This is a genomic window from Lysinibacillus fusiformis, from assembly GCF_002845985.1.
Classification (GTDB): Bacteria; Bacillota; Bacilli; order Bacillales_A; family Planococcaceae; genus Lysinibacillus; species Lysinibacillus fusiformis_D.
Window position 1 is genome coordinate 82,630 of record NZ_PDFK01000001.1, and the last position, 23,902, is coordinate 106,531.

The 23,902-nt window shown below is 38.1% G+C and carries 20 protein-coding genes, 1 pseudogene and 2 riboswitches; of the genes and pseudogenes, 7 read left to right on the plus strand and 14 right to left on the minus strand.

Going from position 1 to position 23,902, the window contains the following annotated elements:
- Positions 1–45: 45 nt before the first annotated feature.
- Entirely contained in the window at positions 46–3,165 is a 3,120-nt protein-coding gene (locus CRI88_RS00550; protein WP_101966318.1) for a copper amine oxidase N-terminal domain-containing protein, read from the plus strand.
- 542 nt (positions 3,166–3,707) lie between these two features.
- Here the strand turns inward: CRI88_RS00550 and CRI88_RS00555 are convergent.
- The 10 genes and pseudogenes from CRI88_RS00555 to ribE form a co-directional block, all read right to left on the minus strand.
- Positions 3,708–4,217 carry a QueT transporter family protein gene (locus tag CRI88_RS00555; protein WP_101966319.1) on the minus strand — a complete coding sequence of 170 codons (510 nt, stop codon included), beginning with the start codon at positions 4,215–4,217 and terminating at the stop codon, positions 3,708–3,710.
- A 150-nt stretch (positions 4,218–4,367) separates the two neighbouring features.
- Complete coding sequence (locus CRI88_RS00560) at positions 4,368–5,123, minus strand: 3-oxoacyl-ACP reductase (protein WP_101966320.1); 756 nt, start codon at positions 5,121–5,123, stop codon at positions 4,368–4,370.
- A gap of 54 nt (positions 5,124–5,177) precedes the next feature.
- Positions 5,178–5,402, minus strand: coding sequence for a DUF2829 domain-containing protein (locus CRI88_RS00565; RefSeq protein ID WP_036118538.1), 225 nt, complete (start codon positions 5,400–5,402; stop codon positions 5,178–5,180).
- A gap of 70 nt (positions 5,403–5,472) precedes the next feature.
- Positions 5,473–6,318, minus strand: a complete 846-nt coding sequence (locus CRI88_RS00570; protein ID WP_101966321.1) for a GNAT family N-acetyltransferase — start codon at positions 6,316–6,318, stop codon at positions 5,473–5,475.
- Positions 6,319–6,331: 13 nt separating this feature from the next.
- Entirely contained in the window at positions 6,332–6,880 is a 549-nt protein-coding gene (locus CRI88_RS00575) for a histidine phosphatase family protein (protein WP_058845066.1), read from the minus strand.
- A 96-nt stretch (positions 6,881–6,976) separates the two neighbouring features.
- On the minus strand, positions 6,977–8,284 hold the full coding sequence (locus CRI88_RS00580; RefSeq protein ID WP_036118547.1) for an ATP-binding protein: 1,308 nt from the start codon (positions 8,282–8,284) through the stop codon (positions 6,977–6,979).
- A 322-nt stretch (positions 8,285–8,606) separates the two neighbouring features.
- Positions 8,607–10,049 carry a spore germination protein gene (locus tag CRI88_RS00585; RefSeq protein ID WP_101966322.1) on the minus strand — a complete coding sequence of 481 codons (1,443 nt, stop codon included), beginning with the start codon at positions 10,047–10,049 and terminating at the stop codon, positions 8,607–8,609.
- Between the two features lie 134 nt (positions 10,050–10,183).
- The gene (gene ribH / locus CRI88_RS00590; protein ID WP_036118550.1) at positions 10,184–10,651 is read right to left on the minus strand and encodes a 6,7-dimethyl-8-ribityllumazine synthase; all 468 of its coding nucleotides are present in this window, start codon (positions 10,649–10,651) and stop codon (positions 10,184–10,186) included.
- A gap of 18 nt (positions 10,652–10,669) precedes the next feature.
- Positions 10,670–11,296: pseudogene (gene ribB, locus CRI88_RS00595) on the minus strand (3,4-dihydroxy-2-butanone-4-phosphate synthase); the annotation flags it as partial.
- Between the two features lie 25 nt (positions 11,297–11,321).
- Positions 11,322–11,960, minus strand: coding sequence for a riboflavin synthase (gene ribE / locus CRI88_RS00600; RefSeq protein ID WP_101966323.1), 639 nt, complete (start codon positions 11,958–11,960; stop codon positions 11,322–11,324).
- Positions 11,961–12,189: 229 nt separating this feature from the next.
- Positions 12,190–12,315, minus strand: a riboswitch (FMN riboswitch).
- Positions 12,316–12,431: 116 nt separating this feature from the next.
- Positions 12,432–12,557, minus strand: a riboswitch (FMN riboswitch).
- 417 nt (positions 12,558–12,974) lie between these two features.
- On the opposite strand from ribE, the gene CRI88_RS00605 reads away from it, so the two are divergent.
- The 4 genes from CRI88_RS00605 (at position 12,975) to CRI88_RS00620 (ending at position 17,762) form a co-directional block, all read left to right on the plus strand.
- The gene (locus CRI88_RS00605) at positions 12,975–14,045 is read left to right on the plus strand and encodes a YibE/F family protein (RefSeq protein WP_180957774.1); all 1,071 of its coding nucleotides are present in this window, start codon (positions 12,975–12,977) and stop codon (positions 14,043–14,045) included.
- Positions 14,042–14,818 (plus strand): YibE/F family protein, encoded by a 777-nt coding sequence (locus CRI88_RS00610; protein WP_089933242.1) that lies wholly within the window; start codon positions 14,042–14,044, stop codon positions 14,816–14,818. Before CRI88_RS00605 ends, CRI88_RS00610 begins: the two co-directional genes overlap by 4 nt.
- A gap of 362 nt (positions 14,819–15,180) precedes the next feature.
- On the plus strand, positions 15,181–16,566 hold the full coding sequence (locus tag CRI88_RS00615; RefSeq protein WP_101966324.1) for a DHA2 family efflux MFS transporter permease subunit: 1,386 nt from the start codon (positions 15,181–15,183) through the stop codon (positions 16,564–16,566).
- Positions 16,567–17,144: 578 nt separating this feature from the next.
- Positions 17,145–17,762, plus strand: coding sequence for an HAD-IA family hydrolase (locus CRI88_RS00620; protein WP_058844609.1), 618 nt, complete (start codon positions 17,145–17,147; stop codon positions 17,760–17,762).
- Between the two features lie 53 nt (positions 17,763–17,815).
- Here CRI88_RS00620 and CRI88_RS00625 read toward each other — a convergent pair whose 3' ends face one another.
- Both CRI88_RS00625 and CRI88_RS00630 read right to left on the minus strand, forming a co-directional pair.
- Positions 17,816–18,640, minus strand: coding sequence for a methyl-accepting chemotaxis protein (locus CRI88_RS00625; RefSeq protein ID WP_101966325.1), 825 nt, complete (start codon positions 18,638–18,640; stop codon positions 17,816–17,818).
- A 102-nt stretch (positions 18,641–18,742) separates the two neighbouring features.
- Entirely contained in the window at positions 18,743–19,723 is a 981-nt protein-coding gene (locus tag CRI88_RS00630) for a VanW family protein (protein WP_101966326.1), read from the minus strand.
- 421 nt (positions 19,724–20,144) lie between these two features.
- On the opposite strand from CRI88_RS00630, the gene CRI88_RS00635 reads away from it, so the two are divergent.
- Positions 20,145–21,101 (plus strand): TRM11 family SAM-dependent methyltransferase, encoded by a 957-nt coding sequence (locus tag CRI88_RS00635; RefSeq protein ID WP_371327987.1) that lies wholly within the window; start codon positions 20,145–20,147, stop codon positions 21,099–21,101.
- Between the two features lie 382 nt (positions 21,102–21,483).
- Here CRI88_RS00635 and safA read toward each other — a convergent pair whose 3' ends face one another.
- Entirely contained in the window at positions 21,484–22,092 is a 609-nt protein-coding gene (safA, locus tag CRI88_RS00640) for a SafA/ExsA family spore coat assembly protein (RefSeq protein ID WP_101966327.1), read from the minus strand.
- A gap of 243 nt (positions 22,093–22,335) precedes the next feature.
- Positions 22,336–22,950, minus strand: a complete 615-nt coding sequence (locus CRI88_RS00645; protein WP_257982857.1) for a transmembrane-type terpene cyclase — start codon at positions 22,948–22,950, stop codon at positions 22,336–22,338.
- A gap of 162 nt (positions 22,951–23,112) precedes the next feature.
- On the opposite strand from CRI88_RS00645, the gene pgeF reads away from it, so the two are divergent.
- The gene (gene pgeF, locus CRI88_RS00650; RefSeq protein WP_036118651.1) at positions 23,113–23,877 is read left to right on the plus strand and encodes a peptidoglycan editing factor PgeF; all 765 of its coding nucleotides are present in this window, start codon (positions 23,113–23,115) and stop codon (positions 23,875–23,877) included.
- Positions 23,878–23,902: the final 25 nt, after the last annotated feature.

A 23,902-nucleotide genomic window follows, 5' to 3' on the forward strand; every position in this document is an offset into this window, starting at 1 on the left:
TTGTCATGCTGCGTCAGTCATATGGCATGAAGAAGGGTGGAATTTATGAAAAAAATATGGACTTTATTTTTCGCAGCAATGCTTATTGTACCGCTATTGCTGCAACCGGCAACCGCACAAGCGGCAAAAGCCATCACAATTACTGTGGACGGGGTTCAATTGAAGACCGATCAACCGCCAGCGATGATTCAAGGGCGTGTTATGCTGCCACTTAGAGCAATCTTTGAGGCATTAGGTGCCAGTGTAAATTGGGATTCAAAGAATCAAACGGTAACAGGGTATAAAGAAGATACAACAGTAGTGCTCAAGATGAAATCGAAGGTAGCTACTATTAATGGCAAGTCAGTTACGCTTGATGTACCAGCACAAATTTTAAGAGGCAGAACAATGGTACCAGTCCGCTTCGTTAGTGAAGCACTTGGTCAGGATGTTGACTGGAACTCAGTAAATCAGACCGTAACGATTCAATCTGACACTCCAAGCAATCCAAACATTCCAGGCAATATCAGTATTGCTCCTGCGAGCCATGTATCCGTTCGCGATGTTAATGATCAGGGAGATGGACGTGACATGGAGGTTAGCTTTTCCAGATCGTCTACAGAATCATACGTCGATCATTATCGCATTATGGTTGTGAAGGCTTCAAAAAGCTTTAATTTAGCATCTGCCTTGAAAGTCTCCCCTTCTAATTATACAGTGGTAACTACTTCAAGTTCGAACCGTACCATCAATTTATCGCAGAATTCACGAGATGTGGACGGAGACTACATTAGAAATGATCAGCCTTATGTGGTTCGTATACTTGCTGTTGGGAAAGGTTCTTATTCTAGCGTTTTATCGACTTCTTCTCCGAAGATGACCTTAACCAATTTGTCTTCTGTTACAGAGGTAACAAATGTAAAGATTAACGATATTAACGATTTTGGCGATGGACGCGATGTCTCAGTTAGCTTCACTCGTCCGCAGAATGATAACAATATTTCCAATTATCGTGTGTTTATCGTAAAAACCAAGGATGCTAGCAATTTTAGTCTTACTACTGCGAATAATTTATCAAGCAGCTACTATACAACAGTGAATAAATCGGGAAGTAACGGCAGTACGTTGGTAGGAACTTTGTCTTCCTCAGCACGTGATACCTCTGGTGAGTTCATTAGAAATAACGTACCTTATACAGCGGTCGTTCTGTCTGTAAGTAATACGAATTCAGTAGGCAATAAACTGTCGTCTGCCTCATCATCAGTAACACTTAGTCAAAATACAATGTCTACTCCGATTATTACACAAGTGAGTGATGTCAATGACTTTGGGGATGGTCGAGACCTGAGAGTAAGCTTCAATAATGTGTCCAATGAATCTACTATCAACGCTTACCGAATTTTTGTTGTAAGAGCTAACAACTATTCGAACTTTACATTGACGAAGGCGAACAGTTTATCTAACACTTATTACACACAAGTGAACAAGACAGGCTACAATATTACGCAGGTGCTCTCTTCAGGGGCAAGGGATACTGATGGTTATCCCATTCAGAATGGAGTTAGCTATCGTGTATTCGTTATGGCTGTAGCAAATAACTCAGCGAATAACGTGTTGTCTTCAGCCTCCAATACGATTACGCTATTTAGCAGCAATGCGGGTGCAGTATCGAATCTCAATGCAAGCGATGTAAGTGATTATGGCAACGGACGTGACCTCTTTGTTTCTTTCAATAAAGCTGTAGATGAGTCAATTATTAGTCACTATCGGATTCTAGTTGTACCAACAGCTTATTACAATAACTTCAGTCTGACGGAAGCCAATAATGTATCCAGCAACAATTACACGACTGTCTACAAATCTGGAAAGTCCACATATGAGCAGGCGTTAGCTGAAAATACTCGGGATGTGCGCGGTAATACGATCAAAGAAGGTACTAGCTACCGTATCTATGTTTTAACTGTAGCGAATGGAATAGGAAGCAATGCACTATCTGCACCGACGTCTACGATTACGCTAAATAAGAATTTTAATGTGCAAGCTGTAACCAATCTGAATGTGGCGGATATAGCTGATAATGGAGATGGGCGTGATGTGCAAGTAACGTTCACGAAGCCCTCTAATGAAGCAAATGTCAATCATTATCGAATTCTAATCGTACCTACAGCTTATTACAGCAGCTTTAATCTTTCACAAGCCAATAGTAGCAATTATTACATTACAGAAAGCAAAGGTGGGAATATAGCTGCAACTAGAACGTTGGATGGAGTTAGGGATGTGCGCGGTAATTTTATTACGGAAGGAACTAGCTATCGTGTCTATGTACTGACTGTAGCCAATGGAAATACTCCAAATACTTATGCCCTATCCTCTGCTTCGCCTGTGATTACACTTAGTAAAAGTAAAGCTGTTCAGGCGGTAAGTAATATTAATGTAAGCGATATTGGGGATTTTGGAGATGGTCGAGATTTACAAATATCATTCTCGAAGCCTTCTGATGAATCCAATATAGGTAATTACCGTATTCTTGTCGTACCCGCATCAAAAGCAAATGGCTTTGATGTGAACGCAGCTCTTAAAGTCACTGATTATACAGATATAAATAAAGGCCAATATAGTATGAGTTTGGGAACTGGTAGTAAAGATACGGATGGAAAACTTATAACAAATGGCCAAGAATATCGTGTGTATATATTGTCCATAGGTAATGGAAATTCCAAGGCAATGTATAACTTATCGTTCGCATCTTCTGCTATTACTTTAGTGGATCATTCAGCACCTGTAGCGGTGGAGAATGTGAAATTGAGTGTTCAAGGGGACAAAAATAAATATTCCGATATTAAAATTAGCTTCGATGTCAAAAACGGACAAAACGTAACGGAGTATAGAGTGTTTATGTTACCTAAAGATGCAGCAGATGGTTTCAAAGAAAGTAATGCAATGAATAATGATAATAGTACTAGAATTTATCAAAATGGGCTCTCCAATGTAAGTCAAGATCTAAGCATAGAATTGGATGCATTTGGTAACCCACTCACTTCCTCCACAGAATACGTTGCTAAGGTTTTAGCTGTGGTAAATGGAAATTATATACTATCAAACTCGTCTATTAATTCGGTGCAGCTTCTGGCAAAGCCTGATAATATCAATGTTGAGCCGTCCCAAGACACTCCAATTAATCAATAGGACAAAGAATTTCTTTATAGTAGGGACTCCCAATGCTCCTTTATGGATCATCGGGAGTCCTTTCTTGTTGTGTGCTGCGCAATACATTGTCTCTAGACCCTCCCACAAATGATTGGTCTGACAAGCATCGATAGCAATCAAGTCGTTGTGAAAGTCAGTTTAATAATATGTAAAATGCGCTTATCCGCTTAAGGATCATAGAAATAAGGTAATTGTGCTCTAGCAGTTGGATATGTTGTTTGGCATAAGTAGCTTGGAAGTGAGCTAAAATCGGCTTATGGGGAGTTAGCTATTGGTTTGCGATTTGGGATGCCTTGTTGCTATCTGGCTAGGTCGTGAGGAAATAAATAAAAGCCCGGATTTTGTTCTGAAAAATGCTAGACAGAATCCGGGCAAAGAGGCTTTTTTGATATTCAGTGAAAAATACTATATTAAGTAGCTAAAGCGGTAGTTTGAACGGATAACTCAGCCGAAGTGTTAGAGTTATTCTAAACTTGATACTCTCACCCTTACGATGATAATGTCTTTTTTATTCATCGAATTTATTTAGATAAATCAATTTTTTTATTTAATAAGTAAATAGTCAGTCCACCAACAGTCATAGACAATAATTCCCCAACGCCCACTGTGAACCAGGTCGCCCAAAATGGTAGATCGTAAAGGATAGTTAATTGACCAGCCACCGTAAACATGGAGACAGCAAAAATCAAAGCAGTAACAACCATTTTTGCAATGTCATTTGTCATATGTTTTGTGACGCTTCTACAAAGTAATAAGACAAGAAAGGTCGCAATTCCACCGATTGGCACATCTAAAATCCATGTTGGTGACATGAAGTTTGCAAGTATGACGCCAATCGTCACCGCTACCACATAGCGCTTATTGTACAGTGCCAGATAATTAAACATTTCTGACAAACGTAGCTGAACAGCGCCAAAGCTAATGACTGACAACATAACCGTTACAGCGACGTAAAGGGCTGCAACAAGTGCCGTTTTTGTAAGTTCACTTACAGAAACACGGCTAGAATCTTTTACAATAGATGTATTCAATTTTATTCTCCTTTGTAAAATAGCTAGTTGCTATTTTAGTAATAACTACGACCAAAGGAAGAGAGCTTCACGCCCTATCTGAAGTGCCGTAGTGCAAGCCGTTTTTGCTTACCTGCGTATTATAGCAGAAGAATATCGAATTGAACAATGCTATTTTGTCAGCCAACCACCATCAATCGGCATCACTGCCCCATGAATATAATCGGCAGCCGAGCTTGCTAAAAATAAAGTCAAATTCGCCACCTCATAAGGCTGTGCCCATCGACCTGCTGGCGTTTCTTCAGCTACCCATTCAGCCATTTCCCCGTCCCCTTCAAAATCAGCCTTATTCATCGGTGTTTGAATGGCTCCAGGCGCAATCGCATTCGCACGAATACCCGCTCGACAATAATCTAAGTCTAGCTGCTTCGTATAACCGACAATGGCATGCTTAGAAGCTGTGTAGGCTGCACCGCCACCACCAGCAACAAGTCCAGCAATCGACGCCATATTGACGATTGTACCAGTGCCACGTTCTACCATATGTGGTAAAATCATGTTCGTCACAAAAAACGTGCCCTTCACATTCGTGTTCATAATTTTATCCCACAGCGCTTCGTCTGTATCCAAAGTTTTCGCAAAACCATCTAAAATCCCAGCAGTATTACATAAAATATCAATTTGCCCAAATAGTGAAATAGCTTCTTTGTACGACTGCTCCACATCTTGTTGGCTACTTACAGAGCCAACCTTATAGGCAAAACGATCAGGATATTGCTGCTGTAACTGTATTAACCCCTGCTCCTCTACATCCAATCCAAAAACAGTTGCTCCATTTTCTAAAAATGCAATAACTTGAGCATGTCCAATGCCTGAAGCGGCCCCCGTAATAAAAACCGTCTTTTCTCTATATTCATCAAACTTCATATTGTGTCTCCTTACAGAAAGAAGTCATCTCACTAGAAGAGATGACTTCACTCATTACGATTCTACGATTATCCAATCTTCCGCTAATAGATCACATACTGTAGGTGTGAACATTGTATAGCCCTCACCACGAACGTTAATTAAAAAATAAGGATTCAATGTCTCGCCATCATGCTGGCTTTGACCAACCAGCTTCACATATAGCTCAGCACCACCCCAGCCATTGCGAATTACTTTTTCTCCTGCTTTTAAGCGTGGTAATACTTCTTCAAAAGTCATCTCATTCATCCTTTATTTCCATTCTTTATCGCATTAGTATACTGGATTTTTAGGAGGTTGGCAACCATGCCTAGAATCTCCTTGTCATCTGTACCTGCTCTGTTGTCACCTTAAGCCCATTCTTTAATAAATAGCTTGTTGCTGGATTGCTTGCTAAAAAGTTCACTGTCGTTATCTGAACTTTATGTGTTGTGACGCTGGCTAAAAATTGCGGTATTAAATCTATATGACTTTCTGCTAGGATCACCAATTGATAGAGTAGAATACGCTCCATCTCACCGCTGTCATTCCACACGGTTTTGTATAGCATATAGCCTAGGGCTTCATTGTTGTCATTATAGAAAACCTTGGCTTCCCCCTGCTTCACACTCTGCCAGCCACACTGCCAAGGAACATCTTCCTGATAAAAAGAGAGATATGCTAGCTGCTCAGGGCGGATGGTTGCAACGTGAGTGGCGGCTGTAGGCTCTACGTTCGCTCCATATTCGCCACTTAAAAATAATAATGAAGAAGCAACCTCATAGCCATATTTTTCATACAAAGCAATAGCTACCTGATTTTCTTTAATTGCCTCCAGCGTAGCGATTTCTACATGTTCTCGTTTATAGATAGCTAAGGTTTCCTCCATTAATAAACGTGAGATGCCTTTACCACGATAGGCTGGGGAAATACCTGTACCACCGTTCCAAGCTGTTTTCTTGCCATTTATGATACGGAAACCGTTCATAACAATCGCAATCGGTTCATCTTGGTCAAAAATGACAATGGAATGTTTAGGAGACAGCCCCTCCCCAACCAGTCGATGTAAAAACATTTCGGCCGTCATATGGATATCCACAAAATAGCCTTCGAAGCCTTTGTTCCATGCTTTCAATACTTCCTCTAATGTGCATTGTTCAACTGTTTTGACCTTCATATTTTCCCTCTTCTCAAATGGAATCTAATGTCGCTAAATCTTCTAAGGTTAGTTTTTTCACGATATCATACCCACGCCCTGGACCTTTAGGCTTGATGACAACCGTCCCCATATTCGAAAGGATGCCAAGGCCCACGTCTCTCGGAAAGCTATGACCAATCATTACATTATTCATGCCTTGTGATGGTTTTATTTCCAGCTTGGATGTCAGTGTCGTTAAAATGCTAGTTTGCTCAGCACTGGTAAGATTGCCACCTAACATGAAGATCTCAAACAAAAAAGGGTCAATTTGTACACCGTTAGTTGGAAATGCAAGTAGAGCCGTTTCCTTTGTTCGACAGAACGGACTTGCTGTAATGGGCGAAAGGATGGGAATTTGCCAATAACGCAGCATTTGACCATAGTAAACAGCCTCCCTACGACCATGCTCTGATAGGTTTCTTTGATAGCGGCAACTGTGAAACGTGCCATATGCCTGATCTACACCAACTGTGGCCGTTCCATGCCTTGCATATAAATGAAGCCCACCCTTTCTCAATAACGTCAGGAGATCCTTTTCCATTTTTTTCATCCCCTTCATCATAACACTTTCTATTTTGTAATGTATGTCTAACAAATAGAAAAAAGCTCCCTACAATTTGTAGGAAGCTATTTTCAGTTATTTAATGGGAATATGGACAATAGCAGTTGTTTCTAAATGTTTCGATGAGTCGATTGAAATATGACCATTGTATTTATGGACAATTTCTTTCACAATAAATAACCCTTGTCCTCTTATGCGACCCTGCTCATGCCTTTTCGTTGAAAACCCTTGCTTAAATATGTGGTCAGCATCCACAATATTTGGCCCTGTATTAGTAATTTTAAATTCATACTGTACTTCATCAGCTGTACAGCAAATCATAATTTTACGTTGTCCTTCAGGTAATTCAACCGCAGCATCAATGGCATTATCAATTAAATTGGATAGAATCTTGATTAAATCTGTCGTTTTAATCTTATTAAAGTCATTTTGAGAAATGGTAAAGTCCATATCAATATTATGATTTTGAGCGGTTAATTTTTTCGTTTGTAATAAGATGGACAGACCTGGGTGGTCAATATTTAATTTTAAAGACTTAATCGCTTGAACTTCTTTAGATAGTGAAGACAAATATTGTTTTGCTTGCTCTGTTTTTTCTAATTGTAAAAGACCATGTAACACTTGAATATGATTAGTGAAATCATGACGTAATGATGATACCGAAGTAATCAAAGTTTTAATTTCTGCTTGATATGTGTCCTCTGTAGCGCCGACTTCTTTCGCTACCTCTTTTTGATACCATCGTTGTAAAAATAAAAAAGAACCAATGACAATTAAAATAAATACACCATTAAAAATAAAAATAAATAAATTGTCTTCAATGACTTTTCCCTTAATGCCATTTAATGTGTCTGCGCTGATATCAATGCCTAGATACCCAATAATTTTACCATTCTCATCTTTGATAGGTGTACCAACCGATAAATAAGAACCATGTACAGAATCATGAATAACCTCTGTAACATAGGTTTCACCTTTGTAGGCTTTTGCCACTTGCTTTGCTGGGACAGTACAAACCTCTCCTATATCAAAGCCTTTTTTCAGTTCATTTGGCAGCCCCATAATCATCGCACTTGATACTTCTGGATTATCCACCTTCAACGTATAAACAAACAATGCACCTAGTTTTACTCTGGCATCATTTAAATAGCTTCTTACTTCCCAATAATAATCATTCTTCTGTGGATTCTTCAAAAACTGCTGATAAGCAGCTGTATCAATAGAAGAAGCAATGGAGTTGGCAGCCTCTAAGCTTTGATTGGCAATAGACTCTTCAACGGTCTTTTTAATTTTCACATAGGATGTAATGATGTTTAAACTTGTAAACAAACATAATAAAAGCGTTGATAGAATTAATATTAGTTTTATTTTTCGATTTTTCATATAAAACGGGACTTCCTCACCTATAAATATTCTGGAATATCATTATATAATAATTAACTCTATTTTTTGTTTGTAAAGTGAACATTTCTTGATTATCCTACAGAAATGAAAACAGAAAATCCATTTTACTTGAACTCTACTAAAATTACACACCGTAACCAATAGTTTAATAATCCTTTACAAGAAAGTAAACTAAAAAGGTAACTAATAACATTTTATGTCTCATTTCCTATCCTACAGGCTAATGTAATACCTTCCTAAAGCAAAAGTCACAAAAAAGATCAGGTACCTACTACAATACCTGATCTTTAATGAAATTTGTTTATTTTTTACTCGAAGTACGTGTTCGATCCTGTGGCTTTAAAAAGGAAGGTCGTCTACTGTAGCCCTTTGATGAAAGTCTTAATAATGATTTTTTTAGATTTTCCTTCTTCAAATGTGCACTAAAATTTAAATAGGGTACACCTAGCACACGCATATTCGCTGCGTATAAGATGATGAAAAATACTGCAATAAAAAAACCAAATAATCCAAAAAAGGCAGAGGCTATAATAATGATTAGTCGAAAAATACTCATGGCTGTTACAAATGATTGGTTAACCAATGTAAAAGCCGCAATACTCGAAATTGCAATGACAACAATCATTGAAGGGCTCGTAACGCCAGCTTTTATCGCTGCATCTCCGATAATTAAACCTCCCACAACACTAATTGATCCACTAATTGCACTCGGAAGACGTAAGTTGGCTTCACGAAACAATTCAAACATAAATAGCATCATTAGTATTTCAAGAATCGTTGGGAATGGCAGTCCCGTTCTCGACTCAACAACTGTTGCTAGAAGAAGAAAAGGAAGTTGTTCTTGATGATACGTAGTCAGCGCAAGCCAAAAGCCTGGTGTTAGCATACTAATTAATATCCCAACAATACGAAGCAATCTTTCCATTGAACTGACAATGACAGGAAAATCATTATCCTCACCCGATTTAAAGAGCAACATTATATTCGTAGGTGTGATCAATGCGTAGGAAACACCATCAATCATTATTAGTATTCTTCCCCTAATTAATGCCTGCATAGCAAAATCCGGTCTCCCGGTATAATCATGCCTGGGCAGTACTTTGGCTGTTTGTTCAATTGCTTCCATCAATAAATCACCATTGACAACAATATCCGTATCAATCTTTTGTAATTGTAGACGGATTTGTTCTAGCATATTTAAATTCACAATGTCATCCATATAGAGTACCGCTACAGTGGTTTTGGAACGTCTCCCAATTTCTAATGTTTCTACACTAAAAGAATTAGTGGGCAAACGCTTTCTTAATAAAGCAATATTAATAAAAACATCTTCTATAAAGTCATCTCTTGGCCCTTTGACCACTAATTCTAGCGATGTTTCTCCGGGCTCTCGATTCGGTTTTTTAGAAATATCACTAGAAAATAGTAATTGATTTTCTTCAAAATACAATAATACATGCCCTTTATAGACTCTTGTTATGGCATCCTCTTGCGTTAAAACCTTTTGTAAATAGGGAATGTGTAAATGCTGGTCGATTTGTTCCTCTAACATGTCATCAGCGACATCACTTAATAAGGATTGGACTCGCTGAACAACTACCGTCTGAAGTATTTGTTCGTTGATCATTGCATCACAAGTTATCAAATGTACTGTATATTGCTGAAATTTATATTGTTGAAAAATCACATCAGCAGAGCGTTGAAATAGTGATTTCAACATTTTCAAATTGATCATTTGTTCCATTGATGAAATACTTCTCATCTCCTACTGAGCCATCTCCAGATTAGTACATTTATGAAAAACGATTACCTTCAATAAATACACTTAAGCATATTTTTCCCATGGATGTGCAAAATATTCAAAGAAACATTTGGTCATTATCCAATCATTTTCTTTAGATTAGCCATCTCAATGGCAGACATGGCAGCATCGTATCCTTTATTACCAGATTTTGTACCAGCACGTTCAATCGCCTGCTCAATATTTTCCGTCGTCACAATACCGAAAATAACAGGTACATTGGTTGATAACGATACATTGGCAATACCTTTTGCTGACTCATTACAAACATAATCATAGTGTGTTGTAGAGCCGCGAATAACCGTACCTAAACCAATAATGGCATCATAGTTCTTTGTTTCTGCTAGTTGTTTCGCAATAAAAGGAACTTCAAAAGCTCCTGGAACCCAAGCAACATCAATAGACGCTTCATCAACACCATGTCGTGTTAAGCCGTCCATTGCACCGTCCAATAATTTGCTTGTGATGAATTCATTAAATCGACCTACCACAACTGCAATTTTTAAACCCGTTCCAATTAATTGTGCTTCAAATGTTTGACCCATTGTTCTTTCTCCTTTTTAAATAGAAATTTTATTTTCAGTTGTCAGCAATTGACTGCGGTATGCTACAAGTGCCTCTATTGATATCATTTTCAAGTCATGCTGTGCTGCGTACTTTATCAATTCCTCAAAGCGTAGCATATGACCATCATCGCCCATGATCTCGCAAATAACACCCACTGGCACACTATGACAAAGCTTTGCCAAATCGACAGTCGCCTCCGTATGCCCTCTTCGCTCTAAAACACCATTATCCTTCGCAATGAGCGGAAAAACATGACCAGGTCGACGAAACTCAATCGGCTTTGCTTGCTTTTCAATCATTTTTTGTATCGTAAATGCTCGTTCATAGGCACTAATTCCTGTCGTTGTATCCTCATGGTCGATACTTACGGTAAACGCTGTTTGGTGATTATCCGTATTGTGCTGAACCATCGGATGTAAATCTAGCTGTTGTGCAAGCTGCTGTGAAATCGGTGTACAAATTAATCCTCTACCATAGGTTGCCATAAAGTTTATAGTTGCTGGTGTCATGAATTCAGCGAGTGCCAGAAGATCTCCTTCATTTTCCCGATCCTCGTCATCAACCACTACAATCATTTTGCCTTGCTTTAAATCCTCAATGGCCTCTTCAATTGCATATAGCACTTTTGTCATCTCCTCGTTCAGTTTGTTAAAAACCATGTTGTGCTAAGTAATCTCTCGTAATGGTTGGTGTTGCTTGCCCTTTTTTCAGGTGCTGTAAAATATATTTACCAACTAAATCTGTTTCGATATTCACAATCGCTCCAGCCTTCTTCATGCCTAATACGGTTTCTTTGTACGTATGGGGAATTAGTGAAATCGTGACACTGTTCGTGTCAACATGGAAAAGGGTTAAGCTTGTGCCATCAATCGTAATAGAACCCTTTGGAATGCAAAATTTGGTTAGTTCCTCTGACAATTCGATATCGATATAGACTGCGTTGGCTACTGGACGTTTGCACAAAATTTTACCGACCCCATCCACATGTCCAGCAACAAAATGACCGCCAAATCGCCCATTAGCAGGCATGGCGCGCTCTAAATTCACGGAATCCCCTACCGCGAGCTGCTGTAAATTGGTTGCGTTGACTGTTTCAGGCATCACATCCATCGTAAGCGTCTGTTCCGTAAAATATGTCACCGTTAAACAAACACCATTAACCGCGATACTATCTCCAAGCTTGACATCTTCTGCTATTTTGGCTGATTGAACTGTTATTTTCATACTGTCCCTATCGCTTTGCATGGCTTTTAAAATGCCAATATCCTCTACAAGCCCTGTAAACATTCCATCACCTACTTTTCATTGATTTAGGCTTCTATCCCTCACTTTTGAAGTCTTATCCATCAGTTTCGAAGGTCTATCCGTCACTTCTCCAGTTTTATCCGTCTCCTCCTTCTCTAGCTCTAGCTATCGATAAAAAACAAAAACCCCTTTCAGCAAAGGGGTTTGGGAGTATAAGACATCAACAAATAAGCCTAATTGAAAACTATTTTTTCCATAGACTGTCATCTCATTTGTTCTTCTCCCATCCAGACTATAACTGTCGGTTTTGGATTTGCACCAAATCAGCTTGCGCTCACGGACTTTGAATTACTTCATCACCGCCGATTGGGAATTTCACCCTACCCCGAAGAACATCTTCTATTCGATTGGCACTAAATAAAAAAACTTCCCAACAAGCTTGTGGGAAGTAGTGTAATAAATGCATAGGAAAATAAACCTTCTAAATTACAATCAATTTAAAAAGCTCGCATTTTTACCCTTCTCCCATCCAGACTATAACTGTCGGTTTTGGATTTGCACCAAATCAGCTTGCGCTCACGGACTTTGAATTACTTCATCACCGCCGATCGGGAATTTCACCCTACCCTGAAGGATTTTTTATTTAGCTAATCTTACGATAACACTATTTTATTCTATTATCCATCCTTCTTTTTAAAAATTTTTCAAAAAGAATTATAGCAGATCAACAATGCATCCAGGTTTTTCGCGTTTGTGACGTCCGCCTGAGGCATTGAGGCAACATGCAATATTATTGCCACAGGAGGCGGCGTTTTTTGATGGTGTTATCAGGTGTTTAATCACTCGTCAGCAAGGGAGTCTTCAGCTTAATATAACAATGACTTGATAAATGTAAACGAAATCATTAAACTGATAACATTTAAACTGTGCATGGAACTTCCCTTTCACTAAAACGTTCCTTTACAAGTGACAATTCAGTCCAGCACTTTGGAGGTCATTTACTTGCTATTTTTTAAAAACATCCCATTGAAGCAAGGTATTTTCTATGCCTTATTAATGCTCTGCTGCGTGCTTTCGATTGTGTTCGTTCATCATAATGAATCATTTTATGATCGACCGATTGCTGAGGTGATAAAAGCTGATGTAGCAGAATCAGAACCAATGACAGATATGTATGATAATGATGATTATTTATTTACACAGCATATTACAGCCGTGATACAAAATGGACCACATAAAGGGCAATCCATCCATTTGACGAATGACTATTCCGCCTCTGGAGCTTTCGATCAAGAATACCGTGTGGGCAATGAAATCTTTGTCTCCATAGATAATCACGCATCACAGTCAGGGCTAACTGGGACCATTCTCGATTTAAAACGAGATCAAACCCTTCTCATGATTGCGTGGATTTTTATTTTTGTCTTACTCCTTATAGGAAAAAGACAAGGCTTGTTTTCCATCATTAGTTTAATTGTTAATGCATTGATTTTATCATTCGCGTTAGATTTATATGTGAAACATGGTAACCTAAGCTTGTTAGTCATCAGTGGTATTTGCGCTCTTCTATTTACGATCATTTCGTTGTTACTGATTAGCGGCTTGAACACGAAAACGTATGCAGCTATTGTGTCTACACTTTTAGGAACCGTTATGGCACTCATCATTAGCTCTGTCGTGATGTGGTTAACTGGTGAAAACGGTCTTCGCTATGAAGAAATGCAATTTTTAACACGCCCCTATCGTACAGTCTTTATGGCTGGCTTATTTATTGGCTCACTTGGGGCTGTCATGGATGTCTCTATTACGATGGCTTCTTCAATCTTTGCTTTATATGAACAAGACCCTACTATTTCTGTGAAGGCACTTAAATCTTCAGGGCATGAAATCGGGAAAGATATTATGGGCACCATTACGAGTATTTTGTTCTTTGCCTACCTTTGTGGCTCCATACCGATGGTTATTCTCTATTTGAAAAATTCTTCTACTTTAGGACTCACGCTGTCCTTGAATCTTTCTTTAGAATTAGCTCGCGCCTTAGCAGGTGGTATTGGGGTTGTCCTCACGATTCCGATCAGTCAGTATACTGCTCTATTTTTCATTAATCGAAAGAGGGTTCAAGAATGAATGTAATTGTGTTATTAGCTTTTATTTTATGTCTATTGATGGTCGCAATTGGCGGGAAGCAAGGTGTACGTTCGTTTCTTTCTTTATTCCTAAATTTCGGTGTGCTCTTTGTGACGATCTTTTTAATGACCAACCCTAAAAATAGCCCCATCATCTTAACGTTCGTTGCCTGTACAATTATTAGTTGTATTAGCCTTTTCTATATCAATAAAACAAACAGTAAAACCATTACAGCATTTATCTCCACTATGGTGACGATTGTTGTCTTACTTCTTTTTATTACATTTGTAACGAAAAAGTTGATGATTCAAGGATTTGGTGAAGAATCAACAGAAGAAATAAGCATCTTTTCCCTTTATATTGGTGTTGATTTTGTGCAGATTGGTGCCTCCGTCATTATTATGAGTACGATTGGAGCAATTATGGATGTCGCTATTTCCATTGCTACTTCCATGCATGAGATTTTTTATCGCAACCCTTCGATTAGTAGAAAGAAATTATTTACATCCGGCTTAAATATCGGGAGAGATATTTTAGGAACCGATACGAATACGTTATTCTTCGCTTTCTTTGGTGGCTATTTAAGCTTATTAATATGGTTCAAAGATCTCTCCTATTCGATTGGTGAAATCGTCAACTCCAAGGTTTTTAGTGCTGAAATGACGACTATTTTTTGTGCTGGCATCGGTATTGCACTGATTATTCCGATCGCCTCCTCCGTCAATGCCTATTACTTAATTCGAACACGTGAAAAAACCGAAAAGCTCTCATAAAAGAGTTCAGACCTATCACTCGTTTGTGAGAGGTCTGGACAAATCTCCTCCTCTCCTTCAAAAAATGAATGCTATCTCAAAAAAATGTGTCTAAATGATGAAATCGTATAGTAATCGCTCAAATTAGTACTTACATTTGAGAATTTTTTTTTGCTATAGTAAAAAACAGAGCAGTTAGTATCGCGGAGGTGTACTAGCTAAAAGGAATCATGATCGCTGATAATCGACATCACGATTATATCTTCATAGACTTTTTTATAATGCAGAACATGAAATAGTAGAAGCATCGCAACTTTATTTTTCAGAATATTCTGTTTTTATACATTCTATGAAAGTTGAACATTTTTGAAGGAGTTTTTACAGTGAATAAGGAAATAAAAACAGGTCCAATTATGGCTGCTCTCTTAGTAGCCGGCTTTGTAGGGCTATTTAGTGAGACAGCATTAAATATTGCACTAGGGGAACTTAGCCAACTTTTCAGCGTGGATGCCACAACTATCCAATGGCTAGCAACAGGCTATTTTCTCACATTAGGCATTTTAGTACCTGTTACAGGCATTTTAATGCAAAAATTTACCACTCGCCAAATGTTTATAATCTCTTTACTCTTTTCCATAATTGGTACCATACTTGCCGCTGTTGCACCAATCTTTGCTGTCTTACTTATAGCACGTGTTATTCAAGCTGCAGGTTTAGCGATTATATTACCATTAACGCAAAATGTGATTTTCACGATTTTTCCAGCTAATAAACGTGGTAGTGCTATGGGGATGATAGGTCTCGTCATTTTAGCAGGACCCGCTTTCGGCCCGACATTAGCAGGGATGATTTTAGACACGCTATCCTGGCACTGGATATTTTGGGTTACTGTCCCCTTCTTATTATTCTCGATCATTTTTGGTTTTATCTTTATTCCCAATGTGAATGAAAGAAAGCAGCTTGCTATAGATATATGGTCTATTATCTTATCTACGATTGGCTTTGGTGGCATCGTCTATGGTGTAAGTAGCGGTGGAGAATTGGGTTGGACAAGCATCAACGTACTTAGCACCATTTTACTAGGTGTAATTGCCTTATGTTTATTTGTGTTGCGTCAATCAAAAATGGACCATCCTATGTTAAATTTGAGAGCTTTCCAGTATCCAATGTTCGTATTGGGTCTTCTGATGAATATGATTACCTTCTTCAATATGCTGTCTATGCTAGTGGTGCTCCCGATGTATATGCAAACGGCACTTTTGGTATCGGCCTTTGTAACAGGTTTAATGATGCTCCCTGGTAGTCTACTAAACTGCCTATTAGCACCAACCATCGGTAAATACTTCGATAAATACGGGCCACGTGCAATCATTACCCCCGGAACCATACTTGTTGTGATTGGCTATGGACTTTATGCTTTAAATGGTACCGAAACAGCTACTTGGGCATTAGTGTTAACACATATCATCATGATGCTTGGGGTTGGTATGGTATTAGCCTCTGTCCAAACGAATACGCTCAATGCTTTGCCAAGACAATATTTTCCTGATGGTATTGCGATTACACAAACCTCTCAACAAGTATCAGGTGCCATAGGCATTGCTGTAATGGTCTCGTTGTTCTCAGCTAAGCAACAGCAATTCTTAACTGACAGTACAACTAATGCTCAAGAGGCGGCGGCTTCAGGCTCTGCATTTGTCTTTGCAATCAGTTTTGCTCTGGCAATCATCAATGTCATACTCTCTTTCTTTTTGAAAAAAACTCAATAATTTTAGTATAGAAGGGAGGTGTCTCGAAGGAATTTTAAGGCACCTCCTTTTGTTATGTCATTTCCGTTGCAATCGCAGTATTTTCTGATAATATTTACCATAAGATGTTTACGTACGTTCAAAATAGTTGTTGTTTCATGATGCACTACACTAGGTCGCCCATCCTATGTCATATCTTTAAACATCAATTACGCCTTTGACGTAATTGCCGCTGATTCTGCATTTTCGCGCAGATCAACTTTGCGCCCCGTTTTTTCGAGCTGATGAGTAGAATGTTAACCTCAGACCATCACGTCCTGTGACAGTTAACTGACTTGCATCGTGCAGGTCAACTTCAAAATCAGTGACTTCCGCCGAGGCTTCGGGTTAACATGATGATGATTACTCAGATATGGCACAAGATGTGGCATTCTTAGCCTGAGTTCAGCTTTTTTAGCGGGCATTTGAACACCCATTGGAGAAAACAAAACAAATATTTTTCTTTCTCTAAAGTACTGCTTCACTTTTGGTACAAAAAACACTTGCTGAATTAAGATAAAACGTCAATTACAACGAGATGGAAAAGGAGAAAATTGGCAATGAAGCATATTATCTTTGATTTTGATGGAACACTGGCAGATTCAACCGCAGTGTTTGCATCAGCATGGAATACATTAGCGCAAAAATATAAATTTAAAGGCATCGAATTAAAGGAAATTGATACACTGAAAAAATTATCGATTTCTGAACGCAGTAAATTATTTGATTTCCCAATGTATAAATTGCCCATGATTTTACCGCAATTTTATAAATTGTATCGTCAATCATTAAATGATGTTCATCTTTTTGATGGAATGAAGGAAGTCCTGATGGAAATTGATAAGAGAGGCTATAAAATCATTATTATTTCCTCTAATTCTAAGGAAAATATTTTAGCATTTCTTAAAATGAACGGTATTCACTGTGTAGCAGATGTTCTTTGCTCCAATCGAATTTTTGGCAAGGATAAAGTGATGAAAAAGTTTTTAAAGGACTCAAATGTCAACTCAGCTGACGTGTTATATATTGGGGATGAACAAAGGGATATCGTGGCTTGTAAGAAAGCAGGTGTCCCGATTGTATGGGTAGAATGGGGCTATGATGCCATAGAGGTCGTGCAAAACGAAAATCCTGAATATAAGGTCGCTACACCACAGGAAATTTTAGAGATTATTTAATTATGGGGAAGGATAATAGCATGTTACCTGTCTATTATCCTTTTTTTATATTATTATCCTTTCATCTCACTAATCTGCATGAGCTTTTCTGCCGTGCTATTAACCCCTTTATAGGCATCTGTTAATTCATGCATACTCGCAGCAAATTGCTGTGTAAACGCAGAAATTTGATTTGCTGACGCATTGACTTGATCGATGGATTGTTTAATATTTTCTAGTTGCACTGTAATGCTATCAGCACTTTCTGTACTGCTTTGGGACATTTTTTGTATTTCTGAAGCAACCACGGCAAAGCCACGACCATGCTCACCTGAACGTGCTGCTTCAATGGATGCATTCAAGCCGAGAATTTTGGATTTCATAGCCAAATCCTTTACTAAATTCACAATGTCATTAATCCGCTTAATATCACTTGCCATCGATTCCGAGAAGTTCGATAATTCCTCTAAACGATTGGACACATCCATACTGGAAGTAGCTAATCCTTCATTGGTAGTCGTCATTTCTTCAACAGCACTTGAAAGCTCAGTTGCCAACAAGCGCATACTATCCATTTTTTCATTGGAAATAATGGCACTTACTACACCAATTACCTGACCTCCGTCAAAAATAGGCTGTGCAGAGGCAATGTATGCCATGCCAAACCCTTCCGCCCCGCGCTCTTCTTTCACAAAGCGGCCTGAGCTTAAGGCTATTTCCGTTGCAGTCCCTCGATATTTATGTACTGGTTCACCAACCCCTACTTTTAAATCAACACGTTTCCCCGGTTTATAGGCAAGAACTTTCTCTCTATCTGCCACGATGACACAAGCATCCTCTGGATAAGTTGCTTGGTATAAATCAATCGAATCAATCGCTGCCTGTAGTTTTGGATGCATTGTCTTCCCCCTTCTCCCAAAGCTTTTGTAAAATATCTCAATTTAACTATATCATGTCACTTAAAAAAAGACACCAACGTCCAGTGGTGTCTTTTCATGCCATTATGACTTTGTCAATTTTTCTACATATTTCGCTGCCGTTCTGATTTCAATTGTTAGAAAATCATTGCCATAGGTAGCCTTTATTAAAAATGGTACATCATTCGTGTTTTGGAACCTAAAGTCTAAACTGCCGTAGGAAACAGTAGCATCTCTTCCTTTAGGTACATACCCCACATCTAAGGAATGGTGATGACGTTCCACATAGTTAATTGGAATTTGATCGACAGCATTAAACAGGGTTGAAGACGTTTGACAGATTCCACCGCCAATCCCCATGACTACCTTCTTATTAATAATTTCCGGTGCAGGTTGATAGCCATTCGCTTCATCCCTCGGACCCACAATCGTATTAAAAGAAAAATAATCACCACTACCTACAATGACATTATTGATTGCCCTAGCCGACAGCTCGATGTTTTTATTTCTTCCACTATCTGTGCTATTGAAATATGTCGTATAGGATGCAACAACGACATCCTCTAATAAAGGAAGATCCTCTAAATAATAGCCACTTTCTGTTACATAGAGCGGCATTTCCACTTGACCACCCGTCGTTGAAGCCTCTAGAATTCGCTCTACTAATTCGCTTTCTTTTAAAATAGTTTGCGGTCTTCCTTTGATTACTTGCCCTTCTTCTCCCAATCGATCGAGCACCATTCGTTGATCATAGCCAGTCATTGTGTCTGTTCCTCTCGCCAATTCCTTTGCTAATTGTTCTAGCTGCTGGTAATAAGCTTGCGGATCTGTGTCAAAGCCAAATTCCTTAGGAGAGATTGTTTGAACCATCTGCTGTGTTACGGGATCAATAACCTCTACAATAGGCTCAATTGGGTGCTCTTGTTCATACGTAACAGACTGCTGAGCTTCTTCATGTTGTTGAATTTCTTGTTCTAGCTTGTTATCGTTTGCCGCTTTGTCCTGACATCCTACTAGCCCAAGCGTACAGATAATGCCGCATATAGCCAGCCACTTCTTTCTCAACCATGAACACCTACCTCTATCTTCATACTACAGAGACATCTTATTCGTAGATTGCTCATAGTGTGTTGTTTTTTGATGATTTTTATTTGTCAATACTGCAAAAACACACTATATGAAGACCACTATTACCTGTGAAATTTTATGATTGAATAAACCTTTAGACGATAGAGGATTGTAAGTACTATTTGGTGCAGCTATTTTCTCTTCGCTATCTTAATTTAGATAAGATTATTCCGCATTCATCATTTATACAGCCTAAAAACATTACTTCTCAAAGAAATAAAATGGCATATGAGGCTAAAGTTTAGTAGAATGATTCTTTAGATTAAAATAAATGACTAAATTTTGTTTTATATTAAAACACTACTTATAACTACATTTCCCATAAATAAAATCTGGAATTTAAAGGAAGAAAAATAAATTGACTAATGATTTAAAAATACGTGATAAGTATATCTACACTTATATTCATCATATTGATGAATATGATTTATGTAGAATGGAGATGCGCTCATTTTTTGGAAAAGATTCTGACTCAAACTATTTAATTAGCGATGTTAAAATTGATCCAAGCCGTAGCCCATTTATTGAAGAGAGACTTGAGATATTATATGAAGAGAATGATTTAGACGTATTAAAGGATCGTCTTAAGCATTTCAATGTAGGAGAAAACACTTACAAAGTAATTAGTTTAAATAAAATGGTCATAAATACTACTAATAAAATAGACCATGCAGAGCGTCGTAAAATTGAAAGAGAAATTGGATTGTCGATTAACGGAGAACCAGATTTAGACAATCCAGAAATTATCTTGGGGATTATTACTTTAGACGGTCGTTGGTATTTTGGCAACTATACAAAAAGTGAACCCATTTGGCTTAAACATAAACAGAAGCCACACAATTATTCAACCGCATTGAGCACAAGAGTTGCTCGTGCTATTACTAATATTGCAGTTCCACATATAGAAAATGTACGTGCTATCGATCCCTGTTGTGGAATAGGAACTGTCATAATAGAGGGACTTTCAATGGGAATTGATATTGAAGGTCGAGACATTAATTATCATGTATGTCAGGGTTCCAGAAGTAATATCACTTATTTCGGACTAGAAGGTAAAATTACACTAGGACCGATTTCAGAGGTAACGGAGCACTATGATGTAGCGATTGTTGATTTACCATATAACTTATTTACTCACGCATCAAGGGAAGAACAAAGTGAGATACTAAAGCACGCTCGACGAATTTCAGATAAAATTATTATTGCCACAATTGATACGATTGATGACTTAATTGAAGAAGCTGGATTCGAGATAGTTGACCGATGTATTGCTAAAAAACAGTCTTTTTTACGTCAAATTATTTTATGTAAATGAGAAACACCTATATGGTGAAGGACAATAAAATAATGTTAACCTGTCCTAATTTTAGAACAGGGTTAATATATTGTTGTGCAACTTTTAATATAGAATCTTAACTGAAAACCCTCGTCCATTCTAATTTATAGAGAAATCATCGGAATTTTAATTATCAACTTTCAGCCGTATCGCATGAAAAGTTATTTCTACCAATTAGCACGCCCTATTGTCGATAAGCAAGATGAATTCCCGTGAAGAAAGGAAATTACTCGCGAAGCAACAGAAATGACGTTCAAAGTTTACGTAAAAAAGAGCATCTATTAGCTATCAAATGAGCCAGTAGATGCTCTATCATTTTTAACTCTTGTAAAAAAGCTCAAGTACAGAACAGTGTCCTATTTTATTTTTGAATAAACATTTGTGTCCAATAATGACCATCCTGCACATAGCCTACACCGATATGGGTATAGCTTTTATTGAGAATATTGGCACGATGTCCTGCACTGTTCATCCAAGCTGTTACAACTTCTTGAGCTGAGCGTTGACCTTTTGCAATATTTTCACCAGCAGCTTTGTACGTAATACCAAAGTTTTTCATCATGGTAAAAGGTGTACCATATGTTGGGCTTGTATGGTCAAAGTACTGTTTATCATGCATATCTTGAGATTTATATTTGGCTACTCGGGATAGCTCCCAATTTTCCTGTAATGCTGGCAGACCTGCTTTGGCGCGTTCTGCATTAACAAGTTTAACAACCTCTTGCTCAACCGTGGCCTGTTCCTTTACAGGGATATTGATTTTTTGCCCAGGGGAAATTTGATTCGGATTGGCAAGCTGTGGATTGGCATCTATTAATTCTTGTACGCCTGTCTCAGTTTTCAACGCTATTTTCCAAAGTGTGTCACCAGATGTTACTGTATAGGATTCGGCTGCCATTGCCGCTGCTGGTACTAATAATGAAGCTGCGATTACTGAAGCGAATGTTGCCTTTTTTATTTTTTTGAACATGTTCATCATCCTTCCTGTTTGCTCTACTATTATCGTAAATAGTTTCAGAGCCATAATCATCACAAAATATTTGGAAGGATTTTTACAATTGTATGACATCGGCACAACACAAACGAACAAAACCCTTTATTACGCTATTTTGCATCATATGCTTTGTCATCAAGTTGCAATCTTTTTGTAATTGGCATACATTACTAATACATTCAGCTATTTAAAATTTCATAAAATATCCTATTTTGACAATTATTTACTTTTTAATCGATAAATTAGTAGAATATAGAGCCCATCATAAAAGAGCGTTGCCATGGAAATAATGGTAATCAATGGCGTACGGAAGTAGAGATAAAAGCCCACCGCAGCAAACAATGTACCTACCATTTTACAGACGGCAATTCCCATTGATTGACCGGCTAAGTTCCCTCTTTGCAACAATAAAGCGATAAATAACCCTGACATCATAAGATTTTGGAAAAATGCTGTGTACTTCCCTTCAAAATCCTGAAACTCATAGACGATGCCAAAAATCATCAACATGCTGAAAAGTAACGTAACCAAAAAGGAGCCATACAATATTTTTTTAGTAAGTATCCTACGATATTCACTTGGCGCATAGCGTAAAAACTGCATTAAAATAAAGATATCCAATACAAGCCAAATGAGTGTAATGTATCGTTGGAGATCATTTTGTGGGTAGATAAAAGCAAAGATAAACTCCCATGAAATATTGGCACAAATAGCGGCCATAGGCATTCCATATTTTTTATCTTGCCACCCTTTATAAATCACGAGTATGTATGTAATTATCCAAAACAGACCCATTCCTAATTGGCAAATTAATAATAGGTTTAGTTCAGTCAATGTTCGCTCTCTCCCCTATATAGCATTCCTCCTACTATATGTGAGGAAAACGATTCATTATGTCTAAAAGTTTAATAGAAGGGTAAAGGGGTAGCTAAATATCAAATAGATGCAACCTATACATTCCATAAGTAATCCTATATAGTAAAACGAGGTGATTGAATGAAAACAAAAATTTATGTGGATAATGAACAATTTATCGCTGGGACTACCTTGAAAGATGACATGGAACTAGAGCAAAACAATATGGCTTTGCATATTTGTGATAATGTTCAAGCTATCATCGACAATCGGCAACATTTAGCCGCTACGTTGAACTGTGATTTGCAGCATTTTATTTGCACCGAGCAAACACATAGTGCGAACTTTCATAAAGTCACATTAGCTGATAAAGGGCGAGGTGCTGAGCAAATCGATACAGCAGTTAAAAATACCGATGCCCTTTATACCATAGAGCCGAATTTATTATTATGTAGTTTTACGGCTGATTGCGTTCCCGTTATTTTTTATAATGCTGTGAACGGACTAGTTGGCGTTATTCATTCAGGTTGGCAAGGAACTGTCAAAGAAATAACGCCCAAATTGTTTGAGCATCTGATGAATGAAGAACAATGTCGACCAGAGGATTTTCATGTCCAAATTGGTATGGCGCTGAGTCAGCAAAAGTTTGAGGTGGACGCAGATGTCTACGAAAAGTTTCACAGCCTTGGTTATGCGGAAGACTTTATGTACTACAATGCAGAAACGAATAAATATCATATTGATAATCAGCAAACAGTAAAAAAACAATGTGAGCTTGCTGGTATTCCAGCTGACCAAATTCAAATTGATGAAACTTGTACGTTCCTTAGCCCAAATGGCTTTTCCTACCGTCAGGACAAACAGGCAGGAAGACATTTAAGCTTTATTATGCGGAAAACATCCTAATAGCAAAGGCCAATTCTTGACGAAT